This is a genomic window from Pseudomonas indica NBRC 103045 (assembly GCF_002091635.1).
Lineage (GTDB): Bacteria > Pseudomonadota > Gammaproteobacteria > Pseudomonadales > Pseudomonadaceae > Pseudomonas_M > Pseudomonas_M indica.
Window position 1 is genome coordinate 104,031 of the sequence record NZ_BDAC01000001.1, and the last position, 19,891, is coordinate 123,921.

The following is a 19,891-nucleotide window of genomic DNA, read 5'->3' on the forward strand; positions in this document are numbered from 1 at the left end:
ACGCATCGTGAGTGAGATTATCCGCGTACCCGATATCGGCAGTGGCGAAGGCGAGGTCATCGAGATCCTGGTGAAGGTCGGCGATCGCATCGAGGCCGACCAGAGCCTGCTGACCCTGGAATCGGACAAGGCCAGCATGGAAATCCCGGCGCCCAAGGGCGGCGTGATCAAGGCCCTGAAAGTGAAGCTGGGCGACCGCCTGAAGGAAGGCGACGAACTGCTCGAACTGGAAAGCGAAGGCGGCGCTGCCGCGGCCGAAGCATCGGCACCCGCTGCCGAAGCGCCGAAGCCGGCCCAGGCCGTCGACGAGGCCGAGGCGCCGACCCCGGCCGCAGCCTCCGACACCGGTGCAGGAGCCGAGAGCAGTCAGGAAATCCGCGTGCCGGACATCGGTTCGGCAGGCAAGGCCAAGGTCATCGAAGTGCTGGTCAAGGTGGGCGACAGCGTCGCCGCCGACCAATCGCTGATCACCCTGGAATCGGACAAGGCGAGCATGGAAATCCCCTGCCCGCAGGCCGGCGTGGTAGAGAGCCTGTCGGTCAAGCTGGACGACGAAGTCGGCACCGGCGACCCGATCCTGACCCTGCGTGTAGCCGGTGCCGCCCCGGCGGCCAAGGCCGAATCCAAGCCTGCCGCCGCTCCGGCCCAGGCTGCGGAAGCCGCCAAGCCGTCCGCTGCGCCGGCAGCCGCGCCGTCCGCCAAGGCCGAAGCACCGCAACCGGTCGGCGCGCCCAGCCGTGACGGCGCCAAGGTTCACGCCGGCCCTGCCGTGCGCATGACCGCCCGCGAGTTCGGCGTCAACCTGGCCGAAGTCACCGGCACCGGTCCGAAGGGCCGCATCCTCAAGGAGGACGTGCAGGCCTACGTGAAGGCGATGATGCAGAAGGCCAAGGAAGCGCCGGCCGGCGCGACCGGTGGCGCCGGCATCCCGCCGATCCCGGAAGTCGACTTCAGCAAGTTCGGTGAAGTGGAAGAAGTGGCGATGACCCGCCTGATGCAGGTCGGTGCCGCCAACCTGCACCGCAGCTGGCTCAACGTACCGCACGTGACCCAGTTCGACTCGGCCGACATCACCGAACTGGAAGCGTTCCGCGTCGCCCAAAAGGCCGCGGCGGAAAAGGCCGGCGTAAAGCTGACCGTCCTGCCGCTGCTGCTCAAGGCCTGCGCGCACCTGCTCAAGGAGCTGCCGGACTTCAACAGCTCCCTGGCCCCCAGCGGCAAGGCCGTGATCCGCAAGAAGTACGTGCACATCGGCTTCGCCGTGGACACCCCGGACGGTCTGCTGGTCCCGGTGATCCGCGACGTCGACCAGAAGAGCCTGCTGCAACTGGCCGGCGAGGCCGCGGAGCTGGCCGAGAAGGCCCGCACCAAGAAGCTCTCCGCCGACGCCATGCAGGGCGCCTGCTTCACCATTTCCAGCCTCGGCCATATTGGCGGCACCGGCTTCACGCCGATCGTCAACGCGCCGGAAGTGGCGATCCTCGGTGTGTCCAAGGCGACGATGCAGCCGGTATGGGACGGCAAGGCCTTCCAGCCGCGCCTGATGCTGCCGCTGTCGCTGTCCTATGACCACCGCGTGATCAACGGCGCCGCCGCGGCGCGCTTCACCAAGCGCCTGAGCGAACTGCTGGCGGATATCCGCACGCTGCTGCTGTAACGCACCGGGCAACCCAAGGGTTGCCCGGCATCGAATTCGAGCACGCCACGCTCGTTCCTCGGCCCCGCCACTTGGCGGGGCTTTTTTTACCCAGCAGTAAATACGTGCGAGGGCGTCAACCCTTCTGCACGTTGCGGATCAGGAACGACAGCGCCTTGGCCAGTTCGGCAGCGCCATTGTGATCGCGAAGGATGGTCAGCCAGGGGCTGCCGTCGGCGGGGTTGAGCAGCACGCAGGACACGCCGTTGTGCGGACAGTCGTAGCGAATGAAGGGATCGACGCCGAATACCGACAGCCGCGAATTGCGCACCGCCACCTGCCCCCCCTCCGCCGCCCGGGATTCCTCGCGCACCACCAGCTCGCCGGGCGCGCCGAGGCTGAGGCGGTACAGCAGGTCCTGGCGACCGGGCTGGCCGACTTGGTAGCCCGCCCGCAAGGCGTAGGTTTGCAGCAAGTCGTTGCAGTGCGCGAGGAGCGCCTTGCGCTCGTCTTCGGTCAGGTAGAGCCTTTTGATTTCCGCCAGGTAACGCGCAGGTTCATCCCCGCTGAGCGCCGCCCCCGTTTCGGCGGAATGGACCGGAATAGAGCCGAATAGAGCCGTAATGAGGAATAGTCCACCGAGTCGCCTTGTCAGTCTCCGCCGCATGATGCACCCTTGCCGAACGCGATAGTGAAGAGGGCCGAGGCCCGAACTCGGTCAGCATACTGGAAGCGAGTCGCCCGATGAAAAGCCATCCCGATGCCGCCAGCCGTTCGGCGGCCGAGGTTGTGACGCAGTTGCCAGTCCCTTCGAGACTGGGCCTGCTGCGCTTCGAGCGACTGAACGAAGCCAGCTGGACGCTGCTCTACCTGGACCCCGCCTGCGAACGTCAACTGGGCCTGCCCGCCGGCGATCTCTGCTCGCTGATCGGTACCCCCTACGCCAGCCTGATGGAACCTGCCGAACGCTACCGGCTGCACGATGCCATCCAGCAGCAGCTCAGCGCCGGTCCGCATTACCTGGTGCAATACCGGCTGCACACGCCCCACGGCTCGCTCAACCTGCTGGAGCTGGGCGAACCCTTCCAGCAACACGGCCGCCAGTTGCTGCGCGGCTATCTGCTGGTGGCGGACGAGTCCCTGACCTCCGAGGAGCTGCAGCGGCAGATCGAACGGCAAGACGAGACCAGCCGAATCGAAGCCACCCTGGAACTCTACCAACTGTCCCAGGAAGACCACCTGAAGCACTTGGCCCGCTCCCGCGCACAGCAAAACCTCATCCTGCGCCTGGCGCGCCACCGCTACCAATCCGACGACCCGCTGCGCGAAGCCGCCGAGCTGATCACCCAGGCCGCCAGCGAGGCCTACGACGTGGCCCGCGCCGGCATCTGGCGCCTCCAGGGCGAGCACATGGAGCCGGTGGCGCTCTATCGCCAGGACCTCGCCCGTCACGAGCCCGGCGAAACCATGGACGTCGGCCGCTACCCGCTCTATCTGGAAGCGCTGCACAGCGGCCGCGCCATCGACGCCCACAACGCCGCCCGCGACCCGCGTACCAGCGAGCTGAGCGCGGACTACCTGCAACCCATGGGCATCACCGCCATGCTCGATGCCAGCATCCGCATCGGTGGCGAGGTGGTCGGCGTGCTATGCCTGGAACACGTGGGCACGCCGCGCATCTGGCAGACCGACGAAGTCGCCTTCGCCGGTGAACTGGCCGATCAATACGCCCAGGTGCTGGTCAACCAGCAACGCCTACATGCCACCGGCACGCTGCATCTGTTCCAACGCGCCGTCGAGCAGAGCGCCAGCGCTTTCCTACTGGTCAACCGCGAAGGCGTGGTCGAATACGTCAACCCCAGCTTCACCGCGATCACCCAGTACAGCGCCGAGGAAGTGCTCGGCCGCCGCCTGGCCGAACTGCCGGCGGTGGAGAACCTCAGCGAACTGCTGTTCGATGCCCGCTCCAGCCTGGCCCACGCCAACAGTTGGCAGGGCGAGTTCCGCAGCCGGCGCAAGGACTTCGAACCCTACTGGGGACAGTTGTCGATCTCCAAGGTCTTCGGCGAGCACGGCGAGCTGACCCACTACATCGGCATCTACGAAGACATCACCGAAAGCAAGCTGGCCCAGCAACGCATCGAACGACTGGCCTACACCGACAACCTGACCAGCCTGGACAATCGCCCCGCCTTCATCCGCCGCCTGGAAGAGCGCTTCGCGGAGCACCGCGACACCCCGGTCAGCCTGCTGCTGGTGGACATCGATAATTTCAAGCGGATCAACGACAGCCTGGGCCACCAGATCGGCGACAAATTGCTGATCGCGCTAGCCCGGCGCCTACGCAATAGCCTCAGCCCGAGCGGCAACCTGGCACGCTTCGCCAGCAACGAGTTCGCCGTGTTGCTCGAAGATACCGACCTCGAGGCCGGGCAGGTGGTCGCCAGCCAGGTGCTGAACACCATCGGCAAGCCCCTGTTCGTCGAGAACCAGTTGATCAGCGTCACCGGCTCGGTCGGGCTGGCCAGCGCACCGCTGCACGGCCAGGACCCGCAGACCCTGATGAAGCACGCCGGCCTGGCGCTGCACAAGGCCAAGGCCAACGGCAAGCATCAGGTGCAGGTGTTCACCGAGGCCTTGAACGCCGAAGCGAGCTACAAGCTGTTCGTCGAGAACAACCTGCGCCGCGCCCTGACCCAGAACGAACTGGAAGTCTTCTATCAGCCCAAGCTGTGCCTGAAGAACGGCCAGTTGATCGGCATGGAGGCGCTGCTGCGCTGGAACCATCCGGAAAAGGGCATGATCCGCCCCGACCAATTTATCGCCGTGGCCGAGGAAACCGGCCTGATCATCCCCATCGGCAAGTGGGTCCTGCGCCAGGCCTGCCGGATGAGCAAGCAGCTCTCGGCAGTCGGCCTCGGCGAATTGCAGGTGGCGATCAACCTGTCGCCCAAGCAGTTCTCCGACCCGGATCTGGTGGGCTCCATCGCCGCCATCCTCCACGAGGAACAACTGCCACCGGCGCTGCTGGAACTCGAACTCACCGAGGGGCTGCTGCTGGAAGCCTCCGACGACACCCGCCAGCAGCTCAACCGCCTGAAGAGCCTGGGCCTGTCCCTGGCGATGGACGATTTCGGGACCGGCTATTCGTCGCTGAGCTACCTGAAGAAATTTCCCATCGACGTGATCAAGATCGACCGCAGCTTCATCAAGGACATTCCCGACAGCCAGGACGACAAGGAAATCACCTCGGCGGTGATCGCCATGGCGCACAACCTGCGCCTGAAGGTTGTCGCCGAAGGCATCGAGAGCGCCGCCCAGCTCAATTTCCTGCGCCGGCAGCAATGCGATGTCGGCCAGGGCTACCTGTTCGACCGCCCGATCTCCGGCCGCGACCTGATCGACAGCCTGCGCCGCTATCCCTGCCGGAGCTGAGCTACGCAGGTCTTCATTCGTCCAACCTCACCCTCGCCGGGCGAATAAATTCGCCCCTACAGCTGTTGGCCGCCCTTCGTAGGAGCCAGCTCTGCTGGCGATGCATTGGCGGGGTCCGGTTCGCGAGCAGAGCTCACTCCTACAAAAGCGCACACGAAACACCCGTAGGGGCGAAGACGGGCACACTGCGCTCAAACGGTTGCCCGTCCAGGCGCTTGCTTGTAGCGTGGAACCCCACGCTTGACGCTACGCTGGCCGGAGGCCCCATGGTTCTACGTTCGCAAATTCTCGCCCACAAACTGGAGCTGCCCACCGCCGAACAAGCCCTGCCCGGCCGTGATACGCCCATGCCGGTGCCGGAAGCGCACTACGTCAACGGCAATCCGTTGCAACCGCCCTTCCCCGCCGGCCTGCAACAGGCGGTGTTCGGCCTCGGCTGTTTCTGGGGGGCCGAGCGGCGCTTCTGGCAACAGCCCGGCGTCTGGACCACCGCGGTCGGCTATGCTGGCGGTGTCACGCCGAACCCGACCTACGATGAAGTCTGCTCCGGCCTGACCGGGCACACCGAAGTGGTACTGGTGGTGTTCGATCCGCAGGTGACCAGCTACGAGGCCCTGCTCAAGGTGTTCTGGGAAGCGCACAACCCGACCCAGGGCATGCGCCAGGGCAACGACGTCGGCACCCAGTACCGTTCCGCTATCTATACCTTCGATGCTGCCCAACGCGCCGCCGCCGAAAGTACCCGCGAACGCTTCCAGGCCGAACTGACCAAGGCCGGCCTGGGCGAGATCACCACCGAAATCGCCGACGCCCCGCCGTTCTATTACGCCGAGGCCTACCACCAGCAGTATCTGGCAAAGAACCCCAACGGCTACTGCGGCCTGGGCGGCACGGGCGTATGCCTCGGTTAGAGCAGCGGCAAGCTATAAGCTGCAAGCGACAAGCTAAAGGCAGCCTGCGGAGCGGCTCATTCTTGCTGCTTACGGCTTGCAGCTTGCCGCTGCTTTTTAGGCTTCATCGATTATCCAATCGAGCCGCCAGTCGCCCCGGGTCTGTGCCAGGGCCTCGGCCAGCCAGGGCAGCAGTTGGCGCAGTTCGTCTTCCAGGCCCCACGGCGGGTTGGCGATGGCCAGGCCGGAGCCGTTGAGGCCGAGGGTGTTGTCGGGGGCATGGACCATCAGTTCGGCGCGCAGCAGCTTGGGGGCGCCGGTTTTTTCCAGGTCCTGATAGAAACGCTTGAGCTGGCGCTGGTCCTTGATCGGGTACCAGATCACCACGATTGCCTGGCGCATGCGGCCGATGGCCTCGTTCATCGCCTGGGCACAGCGTTCCAGCTCGTCGACCTTCTCGAAGGGCGGGTCGATCAGCAGCAGGACGCGCTTTTCCCGGGTCGGCAACAATGCGCGCGGCACATGCCAGCCTTCGCCCAGGTGCACCGCGACACGCCGGTCGCCGGCCATGTTTTCCTTCAACAGCCGACCATCCTCGGGATGCTTCTCGTTGAGGTGCAGGCGATCCTGCTCGCGGCTCAGTTGGCGCGCCAGTTCGGGCGAGCCGGGATAGAAGCGCAGCGAGCCGTCGGTGTTCAGGGCCCGGATCACGCCCAGGTAATCGGCCAGAACCTCCGGCAGATCCGGGCGCTCCCACAACCGCCCGATGCCTTCCTGCCATTCGCCGGTACGGCTGGCCTGGTCGCCTTGCAGGTCATACAAACCGACACCCGCATGGCTGTCCAGGTAGGCGAACGGCGCCTCCTTCTTCTTCAGCAGCGCGATGATCCGGGCCAGGGTCTGGTGTTTCAGGACGTCGGCATGGTTGCCGGCATGGAAGGCGTGACGGTAGTTCATGGCAGGGCTCCTCGAAGGGCGGAGTGTACCGGCTTGCCCGACCCCGGCACAGCGCTTGCTTTCCCCATCCGGGAGACATCCAGGCGAGCGGGATTCGGGAATTTGCTACACGCACGGCGTAACCCGGGTGTAGACCGGTTGCACCCGGACAGGTCACCGAGGCCTCGACCAGCGCAACCATGCCCACGAAAAGTTGCACCTCAGCGTTTCGCCAACCCATCCGCCCCGTTTTGCAGCGCAACACAAAGGGGCCGTTGCCTGGATGCACAACAAGCATGCAGCCGCACGACCGTTCAGCGGAAACCCTCCGAAACACCCCTGGGCTCCGCGAAAAATGCGGGTTGCACCTAGTTGCACCCAGAAACGGACATCGCTACTCTTCGCGCTGGCTGACGCCGTGACCAAGCGGTTTTATTGAGGATAAGAAACATGGCAACCACCACGACCCTCGGGGTCAAACTCGACGAAGCGACCCGGGAGCGGCTGAAGGAAGCGGCACGCAAGATTGATCGCACGCCCCATTGGCTGATCAAGCAGGCCATCTACAGCTACCTGGCAACCCTCGAGAGCGGTGTCAGCATGCCCGAACTGGAAGCCATCGCCACGCGCCTGGCCGAAGGCGACAACGAAGCCGTCGAGGCACTGGTGGACCCGGGCTTCCAGCCCTTCCTCGAATTCGCCGAAAGCATCCTGCCGCAATCCGTGCTGCGCGCCGCCATCACCGGCGCCTACCGTCGCCCCGAGCAGGAAGTGGTGCCCATGCTGCTGGAGCAGGCGCGCCTGCCGGCCGACCAGGCCGAAGCCTCGCAGAAGCTCGCCCAGCGTATCGCCGAAAAACTGCGCAACCAGAAGAGCGCCAGCGGCCGCGCCGGCATCGTCCAGGGCCTGTTGCAGGAATTCTCCCTCTCCTCCCAGGAAGGCGTGGCCCTGATGTGCCTGGCCGAAGCCCTGCTGCGCATCCCGGACAAAGGCACCCGCGACGCCCTGATCCGCGACAAGATCAGCACCGGCAACTGGAGCCAGCACCTCGGCCAGAGCCCGTCGATGTTCGTCAACGCGGCCTCCTGGGGCCTGCTGATCACCGGCAAGCTGGTGTCCACCCACACCGAGGCCGGCCTGTCCAACTCGCTCAACCGCATCATCGGCAAGAGCGGCGAACCGCTGATCCGCAAGGGCGTGGACATGGCCATGCGCCTGATGGGCGAGCAGTTCGTCACCGGCGAAACCATCGCCGAAGCCCTGGCCAACGCCAGCCGCTACGAAGCCAAAGGCTTCCGCTACTCCTACGACATGCTCGGCGAGGCCGCGCTGACCGAGGAAGACGCCCAGCGCTACCTGGCCTCCTACGAGCAGGCCATCCACGCCATCGGCAAGGCGTCCCACGGCCGCGGCATCTATGAAGGCCCCGGCATCTCCATCAAGCTGTCCGCCCTGCACCCGCGCTACAGCCGCGCCCAGTACGAGCGGATGATGGACGAGCTGTATCTGCGCCTGCTCGGCCTGACCGTCCTGGCCAAGCAGTACGACATCGGCCTCAACATCGACGCCGAAGAAGCCGACCGCCTGGAAATCTCCCTCGACATGCTCGAGCGCCTCTGCTTCGAGCCGCAACTGGCCGGCTGGAACGGCATCGGCTTCGTCATCCAGGCCTACCAGAAGCGCTGCCCGTACGTCATCGACTATGTCATCGACCTGGCCCGCCGCAGCCGCCATCGCCTGATGATCCGCCTGGTGAAAGGCGCCTACTGGGACAGCGAAATCAAGCGCGCCCAGGTGGATGGCCTGGAGGGCTACCCGGTCTACACCCGCAAGGTCTATACCGACGTCTCTTACATCGCCTGCGCCCGCAAGCTGCTGGCCGTGCCGGAAGTCATCTTCCCGCAGTTCGCCACCCACAACGCCCACACCCTGTCGGCCATCTACCAGATCGCCGGGCAGAACTACTACCCGGGCCAGTACGAGTTCCAGTGCCTGCACGGCATGGGCGAGCCGCTTTACGAGCAGGTGGTCGGCCCGGTTTCCGAAGGCAAGCTGAACCGTCCGTGCCGTATCTATGCCCCGGTCGGCACCCACGAGACGCTGCTTGCCTACCTGGTACGCCGCCTGCTGGAAAACGGCGCCAACACCTCGTTCGTCAATCGCATCGCCGACCAGTCCATCTCCATCAAGGAGCTGGTCGCCGACCCGGTGCCGACCATCGAGCAGATGGCCGTGCAGGAAGGCCAGCTCGGCCTGCCGCACCCGCGCATCCCGCTGCCGCGCGACCTGTACGGCAAGGCGCGGATCAACTCCAGCGGCATCGACCTGGCCAACGAACACCGCCTCGGCTCGCTCTCCAGCGCCCTGCTGACCACCGCCCACGCCGACTGGAAGGCCGCGCCGATGCTTGGCTGCGACAGCAGCAGCGGCGTCGCCGTGCCGATACTCAACCCGGCGGACCACCGTGACCTGGTCGGCCACGTGCAGGAAGCCAGCGTCGAGGACGTCAACAACGCCCTGCTCGCCGCCCTCGCCGCCGCGCCGATCTGGCAGGCCACTCCGCCGGCCGAGCGCGCCGCCACCCTGGACCGCGCAGCCGACCTGATGGAAGGCCAGATGCAGACCCTGATGGGCCTGCTGGTGCGCGAAGCCGGCAAGACCTTCGCCAACGCCATCGCCGAAGTCCGCGAGGCCGTGGACTTCCTGCGCTACTACGCCGCCCAGGTCCGCGCCGACTTCGCCAACGACACCCACCGTCCGCTGGGCCCGGTGGTCTGCATCAGCCCGTGGAACTTCCCGCTGGCGATCTTCAGCGGTCAGGTCGCCGCGGCCCTCGCCGCCGGCAACACCGTGCTGGCCAAGCCCGCCGAGCAGACCCCGCTGATCGCCGCCCAGGCCGTGCGCATCCTCCTCGAAGCCGGCATTCCGGCCGGCGTGCTGCAACTGCTGCCGGGCCGCGGCGAGACCGTCGGCGCCGCCCTGGTGGGCGACGAGCGCGTCAAGGGCGTGATGTTCACCGGTTCCACCGAAGTCGCCGGCATCCTCTCGCGCAACGTCGCCGGACGCCTCGATGCCCAGGGCCGGCCGATCCCGCTGATCGCCGAGACCGGCGGCCAGAACGCCATGATCGTCGACTCCTCCGCCCTGGTGGAGCAGGTGGTCACCGACGTGGTCGCCTCCGCCTTCGACAGCGCCGGCCAGCGCTGCTCCGCGCTGCGCGTGCTGTGCGTGCAGGAAGACGTGGCCGAACGCCTGATCGCCATGCTCAAGGGCGCCATGGCCGAGTGCCGCCTGGGCAACCCGGACCACCTGGGCACCGACATCGGCCCGGTGATCGACGGCGAAGCCAAGGCCGGCATCGAGCGCCACATCCAGGCCATGCGCGAAAAAGGCCGCAGCGTCTACCAGAACGCCCGCCTGGAAGGCGACGCGATCCGTCGCGGCACCTACGTGACGCCGACCCTGATCGAGCTGGAAAGTCTGTCCGAGCTGGAACGCGAAATCTTCGGCCCGGTGCTGCACGTGGTGCGCTACAAGCGCAAGGACCTCGGCGCCCTGATCGAGCAGATCAACGCCACCGGCTACGGCCTGACCCTCGGCGTGCATACCCGCATCGACGAGACCATCGCCCAAGTCGTGAGCAAGGCCCACGCCGGCAACCTCTACGTCAACCGCAACATGGTCGGCGCGGTGGTCGGGGTGCAGCCGTTCGGCGGCGAAGGTCTCTCCGGCACCGGTCCGAAGGCCGGCGGCCCGCTGTACATGTACCGCCTGCTGTCGACCCGTCCGGCCGACGCCATTGCCCACGGCTTCGCCCGCAGCGATGCCGAGACACCGGCGGACGCCCAACTGCGTGCGGCCCTGCAACTGGACAAGCCCCTGGCAGCGCTCAAGTCCTGGGCGCAGAACAACGACCAGCAGGCGCTGGCGGCCATCGCCGAGGAATTCGGCGCCGCCTCGCAAAGCGGCCTGACCCGCTTGCTGCCCGGCCCGACCGGCGAGCGCAACACCTACAGCCTGCTGCCGCGCGAGCGCGTGCTGTGCCTGGCCGAGATCGAGCAGGACCTGCTGACCCAACTGGCCGCCTGCCTGGCGGTCGGCAGCAAGGCCCTCTGGGCCGAAGGCGAGCTGACCCGCGGTCTGGTCAAGCGTCTGCCGGATGAGGTCAAGGCGCGCATCGAGCTGGTGGCCGACTGGCAGAAGGACGAGGTGCGTTTCGACGCGGTGCTGCACCACGGCGACTCCGACCAGTTGCGCGCGGTCTGCCAGCAGGTGGCCAAGCGTTCCGGCCCGATCGTCGGCGTGCAGGGCCTGTCCCAGGGCGAAACGGCGATCCCGCTGGAACGCCTGCTGATCGAACGCGCTCTTAGCGTCAACACCGCCGCTGCCGGCGGCAACGCCAGCCTGATGACCATCGGCTGACGTCCGGTGCCCACTCCGGTTGCAGCCGGGGCGGCACCACGCCGCGCAGCGTGATGAACGTGGGCTACCCGCCCGGCACGGCGTTCTTCCTTTCTCGCGTCTGCGGACGCACTGCCACGAAGGTGGACGAAGGCGGGGCCACAAGCCCCGCCTTTCGCTTTTCCGTGCCCCGGCTTTTTGGGCTTTATCAAGCGCATGGATGGTGCTGGGCACCCATCATTCAGCGGGACTAGACTCGGACATCCCACGGAGGAACGTCCATGTCCGAAACCCTGCTCAGCTCCCGCAACCTGGCCTTCGAACTCTACGAAGTGCTGGACGCCGAAGCCCTGACCCAGCGCGAACGCTTCGCCGAGCACAGCCGCGAAACCTTCGACGCCGCCCTCGGCACCGCCCGCAGCATCGCCGAAAACCTCTTCGCCCCGCACAACCGCAAGAACGACGAGAACGAGCCGGAGTACGTCAACGGCGAGGCCCGCCTGATTCCCGAGGTGAAGCCGGCAGTGGACGCCTTCCTCGAGGCCGGCTTCCTCAACGCCACGCGCACCTTCGAACAAGGCGGCATGCAGTTGCCCAACCTGCTCTCCCAGGCCTGCTTCGCCCACTTCCAGTCGGCCAACATCGCCACCTCGTCCTACGCCATGCTGACCATGGGCGCGGCCAACCTGATCGAGGCCTTCGGCAGCGAGGAGCAGAAACAGCGCTTCCTCCAGCCGATGATCGAAGGCCGCTTCTTCGGCACCATGGCGCTGACCGAGCCCCATGCCGGCTCCTCCCTGGCGGACATCCGCACCCGCGCCGAACCGGCCGGCGACGGCACCTACCGGATCAAGGGCAACAAGATTTTCATCTCCGGCGGCGACCATCCGTTGTCGGAAAACATCGTCCACATGGTCCTGGCCAAGCTGCCGGACGCCCCGCCCGGGGTGAAAGGCATTTCCCTGTTCATCGTGCCCAAATTCCTGGTCAACGATGACGGCAGCCTGGGCCAGCGCAACGACGTGCTGCTCGCCGGCCTGTTCCACAAGATGGGCTGGCGCGGCACCACCTCCACCGCGCTGAACTTCGGCGACAACGGCGAATGCGTCGGCTACCTGGTGGGCAAGCCGCACCACGGCCTGGCCTACATGTTCCAGATGATGAACGAGGCGCGCATCGGCGTCGGCATGGGCGCCATCATGCTCGGCTACGCCGGCTACCTGTACTCGCTGGAGTATGCCCGCGAACGTCCCCAGGGCCGCCTGCCGGACGGCAAGGACCCGACCTCCAAGCCGGTGCCGATCGTCCAGCACGCCGACGTGCGGCGCATGCTGCTGACCCAGAAGGCCTACGTGGAAGGCGCCTTCGACCTCGGCCTGTACGCTGCCCGCCTGTTCGACGACACCGAGACCCTGCCCACCGAAGATGAGCGCAAGCAGGCCCACGAACTGCTCGACCTGCTCACCCCCATCGTCAAGTCCTGGCCCTCGGAGTTCTGCCTGAAGGCCAACGAACTGGCGATCCAGATCCTCGGCGGCCACGGCTACACCCGCGAATACCCGGTGGAGCAGTACTACCGCGATAACCGCCTCAACCCGATCCACGAAGGCACCCACGGCATCCAGTCCCTCGACCTGCTCGGCCGCAAGGTGGCGCAGAACAACGGCGCCGGCCTCAAGCAACTGACCCGGCTGATCCAGGACTGTTGCCGCCGCGCCGCCGAACACCCCTCGCTGGACGCCCTGCGCCAGCCGCTGGAGCAACTCCTGGCGCGCCTCTCGGCGGTTACCTTGGCCCTGCTCGGCGACCTCATGCAGGGCAAGGTCAACCAGGCCCTGGCCAACTCGGCGCTGTACCTCAAGGTATTCGGCCATGCCGTGATCGGCTGGCGCTGGCTGGAACAGGCCATCCGCGCCGAACAGGGCCTGGCCGGCGGCAACCCGGCGGACGCCGACTTCTATAAAGGCAAGCTCCAGGCCGCGCGCTACTTCCTCACCTGGGAAGTCCCGTCCTGCCATCACGAACTGGCCCTGCTGGAAGCCCGCGATCCGACCTGCCTGGAGATGCAGGACGCCTGGTTCTGATCACCTGACGCAGCGCAGCGTATAGAGGCCGGGCGGAAAACCGCACAGGGTTTTCCACCGGCCACGCCGTTACTGGGCAATGCCTCGCACGGTCCGTCACAGCCCACGAAGATAACCGCTAACCCCGCCGATAAACCTCGCGCGACTCCAACCCTGCGACAGGCTGCAAATACTCGCGGCTCCGGTTGAACCGGGAAGTCCCGCCCCCTATGCTTGCCGCCAACCCGCAGAAGTGACCAGCCCGATGAGTCCACGATCTCGCCGCCGCACGCCCTCGCCATCGACGGGGGCCGAATGAAGCCTCTGCTTCACCCCGCCCGGGCCGTCGCCCTGGCCTTCCTCACCGTGATCCTGATCGGCACCGCCGTCCTGATGCTGCCCATTTCCCAGGCGGAGGGGCAGGCCGCGCCCTGGACCGTCGCGCTGTTCACCGCCGTGTCGGCGGTCTGCGTGACGGGGCTGGTGGTGGTGGACACGGGGACCTACTGGTCGATGTTCGGCCAGTCGATGATCATGCTGCTGTTCCAGCTCGGCGGCTTCGGCATGATGACGCTGGCGACCGTGCTGGGCCTGCTGGTCAACCGGTCGTTCCGCCTGCACACCAAGCTGATCGCCCAGGCCGAATCCCGCACGCTGGGGCTGGGCGACCTCTCCAGCGTCGCCCGACTGGTCTTGACGGTGACGGTGGCGATCGAATTGAGCGTGGCGCTGCTGCTGACGCTCCGCCTTCACCTGGCCTACGGCCTCCCCTGGGGAGAGGCGGCCTGGAGCGGGCTCTTCCATGCCATTTCCGCCTTCAACAACGCCGGCTTTTCCATTCACGCCGACAGCCTGATGCGCTACGCCACCGACGCGCTGGTGCTGCTGCCGGTCATGACTGCCATCGTCATCGGCGGGATCGGTTTTCCCGTGATCAGCGACCTACGCAACAAACTGCGCGATCCCCGCCACTGGTCCCTGCACACCAAGCTGACCCTGCTCGGCACGCTGGTCCTGCTGCTGGGCGGGTTCGCCACGCTGCTGCTGTTCGAGTGGGCCAACCCGAAAACGCTCGGGCCCATGGCCTTCGGCGACAAGCTTCTGTCCGCCGCCTTCGCCTCCGTTTCCGCGCGGACCGCCGGCTTCAACTCCATCGACATCGGCGTGCTGACCCATGAAAGCTGGGGGCTGCACTACTTCCTGATGTTCATCGGCGGCGGCAGCGCCGGTACCGCCGGGGGCGTGAAGGTCGGCACCGTGGCGATCCTGGCCCTGCTGGTCATCGCGGAAATACGCGGCCGTAGCGACTCCGAGGCGTTCGGCCGGAGGGTCGGCCCTTCGGCTCAGCGCCAGGCCATCACGGTGCTTTTCCTGGGCAGCGCGATGATCGTGCTGGGAACGATCGTCATCCTGCGCGAGACCGATTTCCCGACCGACCAGGTCATCTTCGAGGTCATTTCGGCGTTCGGCACCGTCGGCCTGTCCACCGGCATCACCGCCTCGTTGCCGGAATCCAGCCAGCTCATGCTGATTCTGCTCATGTACGTGGGCCGGGTCGGCACCGTCACCCTGGCCACTTCGCTGGCCCTGGGCGAGCGCCGCATGCCCTACCGCTACCCGGAGGAACACCCCATTGTTGGCTAAGTTCTTGTTCACCGAACAATTCGCCTTTTCCAAGGGCGACAGCGTGGTCGTCATCGGTCTCGGCCGCTTCGGCGGAGCGGTGGCGCAAACCCTGATGCGCCTCGGTCACGACGTCATGGGCATCGACCGCGACCCCGAGCCCGTCGACACCTGGGCGGACCTGCTGACCCATGCGGTACAGGCCGACTCCACCAACACCCAGGTGCTCCGCCAACTGGGCGTGGCCGATTTTTCCCATGCCATCGTCGGCATCGGCACCGACCTCGCCGCCAGCCTGATGACGGTCATGGCGCTGGTCGAACTAGGCATCAAGGACATCTGGGTCAAGGCGCTGACCAACGAGCACGGGCACATCGCCCAGCGGATCGGCGCCCACCATGTGGTCTATCCGGAAATGGACATGGGCGAGCGCGTCGCCCACCTGATCACCGGCCGGCTGATCGACTTCATCGAATTCGACGATGGCTTCGGCATCGCCAAGATCCAGGCTCCCCCGCTCGCTCATAACAAGACGCTGGCCGACTCCGATATCCGTGAGAAATACGGCGTCACCATCGTGGGCTTGAAGCGTCACAACGAAGACTTTCAGCACGCCACGCCCAGCACCCTCGTCCTGCCCGGCGACCTGCTGATCGTCACGGGTGCGACCCAGCTCATCCAGAAGTTTGCGGCCGAGCTGAAGTAGTCAAACTGCCCGAGTAATATGCTCGCGCAACCAGCGATGGGCCGGGTCGCGGTGAACGCGTTCGTGCCAGAGCATGACCATCTCGTAGCCCGGCACCTGGAGCGGCGGCTCGACCACCTGCAACGCGGCGTTACCGCGCACCAGGCGTTCGGGCAGCATCGCCACCAGGTCCGAGCCCATCAGGGCCGATACGACGAACAGGAAATGCGGCACGGACAGCGCCACCCGTCGCGACAGACCCACCGCCGCCAGCGCCTCGTCGGTCACACCGCGAAAGCCCCCGCCGTTCGGCGACACGATCACGTGATCGAGCCGGCAGAACCGCTCCATTGAGGGCGGCCGTTCCAGCTCGGGATGACCTGTCCGTCCCACCAGTACGTAACGCTCCGCGAACAGGGTGCGGCCATGCAGACCGGGCGGCGCATCCTCCAGGATATGGAAGGCCAGGTCGATCTCGCCCTGCTCCGCCTGCCGGGCGATGCGCGACGGTACCAGTTCCAGCACGGCCAATCGGCTATGCGGCGCCGCCTTGCGCAATCCGGCCAGGGCCGGCAGCACGATGGTCGACTCGCCGTAGTCGGACGCCATGACACGCCAGGTATGCCGAGCCTCGGCGGGATCGAAGGGCCGCGCGGGCGACACGGCGTGCCCCAACGCCTCCAGCGCCTGGCGCAACGGCTCGCGCAGCTCGTCCGCCCGGGCGGTGGGGCGCATGCCGCGCGGGCCCGGCAGCAACAGCGGATCGCCAAAGAATTCCCGCAGCTTGGCAAGGTGCACGCTCACCGCGGGCTGGGACAGGTTCAGGCGCTCGGCGGCACGGGTGACGTTGTGCTCGCTCAGCAGCACATCCAGGGTGACCAGCAGATTGAGGTCGAGCCTTCCGAGATTACTCACTGCAATACCTGGGATATCGGATATTCATTTCAACTATACCTAGCAAACCTCCATCCTGCCCGCACACCACCTTTGGAGGTCAGCCATGAATATCCTGCTCGTTTATGCCCACCCCGAACCCCGCTCCCTCAACGGCTCGCTCAAGGCGTTCACGATCAAGCGCCTCGAAGCCGCCGGGCATAGCGTCCAGATCTCGGACCTGTATGCGATGAACTGGAAAGCGCAGCTCGATGCTGACGACAGCATCCAGCGCCGGCCCGGCGAGCGCTTCGATCCTTCCCTCGACTCCAGGCACGCCTACGAAAACGGTTTGCAGAGCCTGGATATCGTGCGTGAGCAGGAGAAGCTGCTGTGGGCGGATGCCGTCATCCTGCAGTTCCCGCTCTGGTGGTTCTCGATGCCAGCCATCCTCAAGGGCTGGGTGGAGCGCGTCTATGCCTACGGTTTCGCCTACGGCGTGGGCGAGCACTCCGACAGCCACTGGGGAGACCGCTACGGCGAAGGCACGCTGGCCGGCAAGCGCGCCATGCTGGTCGTCACCGCTGGCGGCTGGGAGCCGCACTACAGCCCGCGCGGCATCAACGGCCCGATCGACGACCTGCTCTTCCCCATCCACCACGGCATCCTTTATTACCCCGGCTTCGACATCCTGCCGCCGTTCGTGGTCTACCGCACCGGCAAGATCGACGAAACCCGTTACGCCGCGATCTGCGAGCAGCTCGGGAAGCGCCTGGACGAGCTGTTCACCACCGCGCCGATCCCCTTCCGCCCACAGAACGCCGGCGCCTACGAAATCCCGGCCCTTACCTTGCGCCCGGAAATCGCGCCGGGGCGGACGGGGTTTGGGGTGCATGTCGGGGATGATGCGTAGGGGCGAATTCATTCGCCCGACGGTGTTGAATCGGGCGAATGAATAGGTTCTGCATTCTGCTGCGAATTGGATAAAACCCCTCTCCCCCAGCCCCTCTCCCGTAAACGGGAGAGGGGAGTCGTGTCGCTCGACGCAGCGAAGTGATCCTGACGCTTTGGCATTGCCAGAAAGCTTGCAGGGTTGGGCCAACTCCGACGCCCCGTCAGGAGGCCGAGCGGAATCGTCGTGTAGGGGGACGAGCGGCATGGATGCCGCGAGAGACGCGATTGGCCAGGGATGGCCCTTCGTGCGGGGCCGCCGAGGTCGGCCCCCGGAGCGGCGATGGAGGGAGGGGAGTCGAGCGCAGCATGACGGGGACGCCTAGTTCCGGATGTCGGGGCAAGCCCTCTTGGTTACTTCTGGGGCGACTGCCAGAAGTGACTCGCCGGGAGGCGAAACAAAAAGTCCCTACTGAACTCGGTAATCGGTTTGGCTCAGTACCTTTCAGCAACACTTACCGCAGACAGGCCAACTTACTTCGCCCAATTCGGCATCATCAGGCGAATGAATTCGCCCCTACAAACTCCAGGCGACACCTCGACACTCACATGCCAGTGCCATGCCCCCGCTTTGACAGCCCAGCCGCGCGCCCGTCAGAATCCGGGCATTCGGCCGCATCCGGCGGCCGCGCAGTAGCCTGGAGCAGCCCTTGGACGCGAATGCCATCAACAGCCTGTTTCTGATCGGCGCGTTGCTGGTGGGCGCAAGCATTCTGGTCAGCTCGGTCAGCACCCGGCTGGGCATCCCGATCCTGGTGATTTTCCTCGCCGTCGGCATGGTCGCCGGCGTCGACGGCGCCGGTGGCATCGTTTTCGACAACTACCCCATGGCCTACCTGGTAGGCAACCTGGCGCTGGCTGTGATCCTGCTCGACGGCGGCCTGCGCACGCGGGTGGCGAGCTTCCGGGTGGCGCTCTGGCCGGCCTTGTCGCTGGCCACCGTAGGCGTGCTGATCACCGCCGGGCTGACCGGCATCGCCGCGGCCTGGCTGTTCAACCTGCACTGGCTGGAAGGGCTCCTGATCGGCGCCATCGTCGGCTCCACCGACGCCGCCGCGGTGTTCAACCTGCTGGGCGGGCGCGGTCTCAACGAACGGGTCAGCGCCACCCTGGAGATCGAGTCGGGCAGCAACGACCCGATGGCGGTGTTCCTCACGGTGACCCTGATCGGCATGCTGGCCAGCGGCGAGACCGCATTCAGCTTCGGTTTCCTCTCCCAACTGGTCCAACAGTTCGGCATCGGCGCCCTGTTCGGCCTGGGTTTCGGCTGGTTGCTGCTGAATCTGATCAACCGCCTCAACCTGGCCAACGGCCTGTACCCGCTGCTGGTGGTGAGCGGCGGCCTCGCCCTGTTCGCCCTGACCAACGCCGTCGGCGGCAGCGGCTTCCTGGCCATCTACCTCTGCGGCCTGCTGCTGGGCAACCGGCCGATCCGTTCGCGCCACGGCATCCTGCACATGCTCGACGGCCTGGCCTGGCTCTCGCAGATCGGCATGTTCCTCGTCCTCGGCCTGCTGGTCACGCCGCACCAGATGCTGCCCATCGCCCTGCCGGCGCTGGGGCTGGCGCTGTGGATGATTCTCTTCGCCCGCCCGCTGTCGGTCTTCCTCGGCCTGCTGCCGTTCCGCGCCTTCCATGACCGCGAAAAGGTGTTCATCGCCTGGGTCGGCCTGCGCGGCGCGGTGCCGATCATCCTGGCGGTGTTCCCGATGATGGCCGGGTTGCCGAACGCACAACTGTTCTTCAACGTGGCTTTCTTCATCGTGCTGGTCTCGCTGCTGCTGCAAGGCGCCAGCCTGCCCTGGGCAGCCAGCCGCCTGCGGGTGACGGTGCCGCCGGAGCCGGCGCCGATCTCTCGCGCCGGGCTGGAAGTCCATCCCACCAGCGAGTGGGAGCTGTTCATCTATCGCCTGGGCGCGGAGAAATGGTGCATCGGCGCCGCCCTCCGCGAGTTGAAGATGCCCGACGGCACCCGCATCGCCGCACTGTTCCGCGACCAGCAACTGCTGCACCCGTCCGGCAGCACCACGCTCAAGGCCGGCGACCTGCTCTGCGTGATCGGCCACGAGCACGACCTCCCAGCCCTCGGCAAGCTGTTCAGCCAGGCGCCGCAGCGTGGCCTGGACCTGCGCTTCTTCGGCGACTTCGTGCTCGAAGGCGATGCCGAACTGCGCGCGGTGGCCGCCCTCTACGGCCTCAAGCTGGGCGACCTGGACGGCAGCCAGCCGCTGGGCCGCTTCATCGCCCGCGAAATCGGCGGCGAACCGGTGGTCGGCGACCAGGTCGAATGGAACGGCCTGACCTGGACGGTCGCCCTCATGGAAGGCCACAAGATTCGCAAGGTCGGGGTGAAATTTCCCGAAGGCGGGCGTCCCGGTCCCGGTCTGTTCCTTTAGAC

General features: G+C 66.3%; 12 protein-coding genes. 9 read left to right on the forward strand and 3 right to left on the reverse strand.

The features are described 5' to 3' along the window. Positions 1-7: 7 nt before the first annotated feature. A complete protein-coding gene (gene aceF / locus PIN01S_RS00435; RefSeq protein WP_084332864.1) occupies positions 8-1,657 on the forward strand; it encodes a dihydrolipoyllysine-residue acetyltransferase in 1,650 nt (549 codons plus the stop codon). A gap of 115 nt (positions 1,658-1,772) precedes the next feature. Here aceF and PIN01S_RS00440 read toward each other — a convergent pair whose 3' ends face one another. Next, on the reverse strand, positions 1,773-2,303 hold the full coding sequence (locus PIN01S_RS00440; protein WP_084332865.1) for a hypothetical protein: 531 nt from the start codon (positions 2,301-2,303) through the stop codon (positions 1,773-1,775). Positions 2,304-2,380: 77 nt separating this feature from the next. Here PIN01S_RS00440 and PIN01S_RS00445 point away from each other — a divergent pair, with 77 nt between their 5' ends. Further along, entirely contained in the window at positions 2,381-5,071 is a 2,691-nt protein-coding gene (locus PIN01S_RS00445; protein WP_084332866.1) for a bifunctional diguanylate cyclase/phosphodiesterase, read from the forward strand. Positions 5,072-5,337: 266 nt separating this feature from the next. Next, positions 5,338-5,982 (forward strand): peptide-methionine (S)-S-oxide reductase MsrA, encoded by a 645-nt coding sequence (gene msrA, locus PIN01S_RS00450; protein ID WP_084332867.1) that lies wholly within the window; start codon positions 5,338-5,340, stop codon positions 5,980-5,982. 96 nt (positions 5,983-6,078) lie between these two features. Here the strand turns inward: msrA and PIN01S_RS00455 are convergent, their stop codons facing one another. Next, a complete protein-coding gene (locus PIN01S_RS00455; RefSeq protein WP_084332868.1) occupies positions 6,079-6,918 on the reverse strand; it encodes a 23S rRNA (adenine(2030)-N(6))-methyltransferase RlmJ in 840 nt (279 codons plus the stop codon). 429 nt (positions 6,919-7,347) lie between these two features. Here PIN01S_RS00455 and putA point away from each other — a divergent pair, with 429 nt between their 5' ends. The 4 genes from putA (at position 7,348) to PIN01S_RS00475 (ending at position 15,690) form a co-directional block, all read left to right on the forward strand. Next, complete coding sequence (gene putA, locus PIN01S_RS00460) at positions 7,348-11,319, forward strand: trifunctional transcriptional regulator/proline dehydrogenase/L-glutamate gamma-semialdehyde dehydrogenase (protein ID WP_084332869.1); 3,972 nt, start codon at positions 7,348-7,350, stop codon at positions 11,317-11,319. A 260-nt stretch (positions 11,320-11,579) separates the two neighbouring features. Further along, positions 11,580-13,382 carry an acyl-CoA dehydrogenase gene (locus tag PIN01S_RS00465; RefSeq protein WP_084332870.1) on the forward strand — a complete coding sequence of 601 codons (1,803 nt, stop codon included), beginning with the start codon at positions 11,580-11,582 and terminating at the stop codon, positions 13,380-13,382. 294 nt (positions 13,383-13,676) lie between these two features. Further along, positions 13,677-15,005 (forward strand): TrkH family potassium uptake protein, encoded by a 1,329-nt coding sequence (locus PIN01S_RS00470; protein ID WP_084332871.1) that lies wholly within the window; start codon positions 13,677-13,679, stop codon positions 15,003-15,005. Further along, entirely contained in the window at positions 14,995-15,690 is a 696-nt protein-coding gene (locus tag PIN01S_RS00475; protein ID WP_212633043.1) for a potassium channel family protein, read from the forward strand. The genes PIN01S_RS00470 and PIN01S_RS00475 overlap by 11 nt, the downstream gene beginning before the upstream one ends. On the opposite strand, the gene PIN01S_RS00480 is transcribed toward PIN01S_RS00475, so the two are convergent. Then, positions 15,691-16,584 carry a LysR family transcriptional regulator gene (locus PIN01S_RS00480; protein ID WP_084332872.1) on the reverse strand — a complete coding sequence of 298 codons (894 nt, stop codon included), beginning with the start codon at positions 16,582-16,584 and terminating at the stop codon, positions 15,691-15,693. Positions 16,585-16,669: 85 nt separating this feature from the next. Between PIN01S_RS00480 and PIN01S_RS00485 the strand changes: the two genes are divergently transcribed. After that, a complete protein-coding gene (locus tag PIN01S_RS00485; RefSeq protein ID WP_084332873.1) occupies positions 16,670-17,455 on the forward strand; it encodes an NAD(P)H-dependent oxidoreductase in 786 nt (261 codons plus the stop codon). 688 nt (positions 17,456-18,143) lie between these two features. Further along, the gene (locus PIN01S_RS00490; RefSeq protein WP_084332874.1) at positions 18,144-19,889 is read left to right on the forward strand and encodes a potassium/proton antiporter; all 1,746 of its coding nucleotides are present in this window, start codon (positions 18,144-18,146) and stop codon (positions 19,887-19,889) included. Positions 19,890-19,891 lie beyond the last annotated feature (2 nt).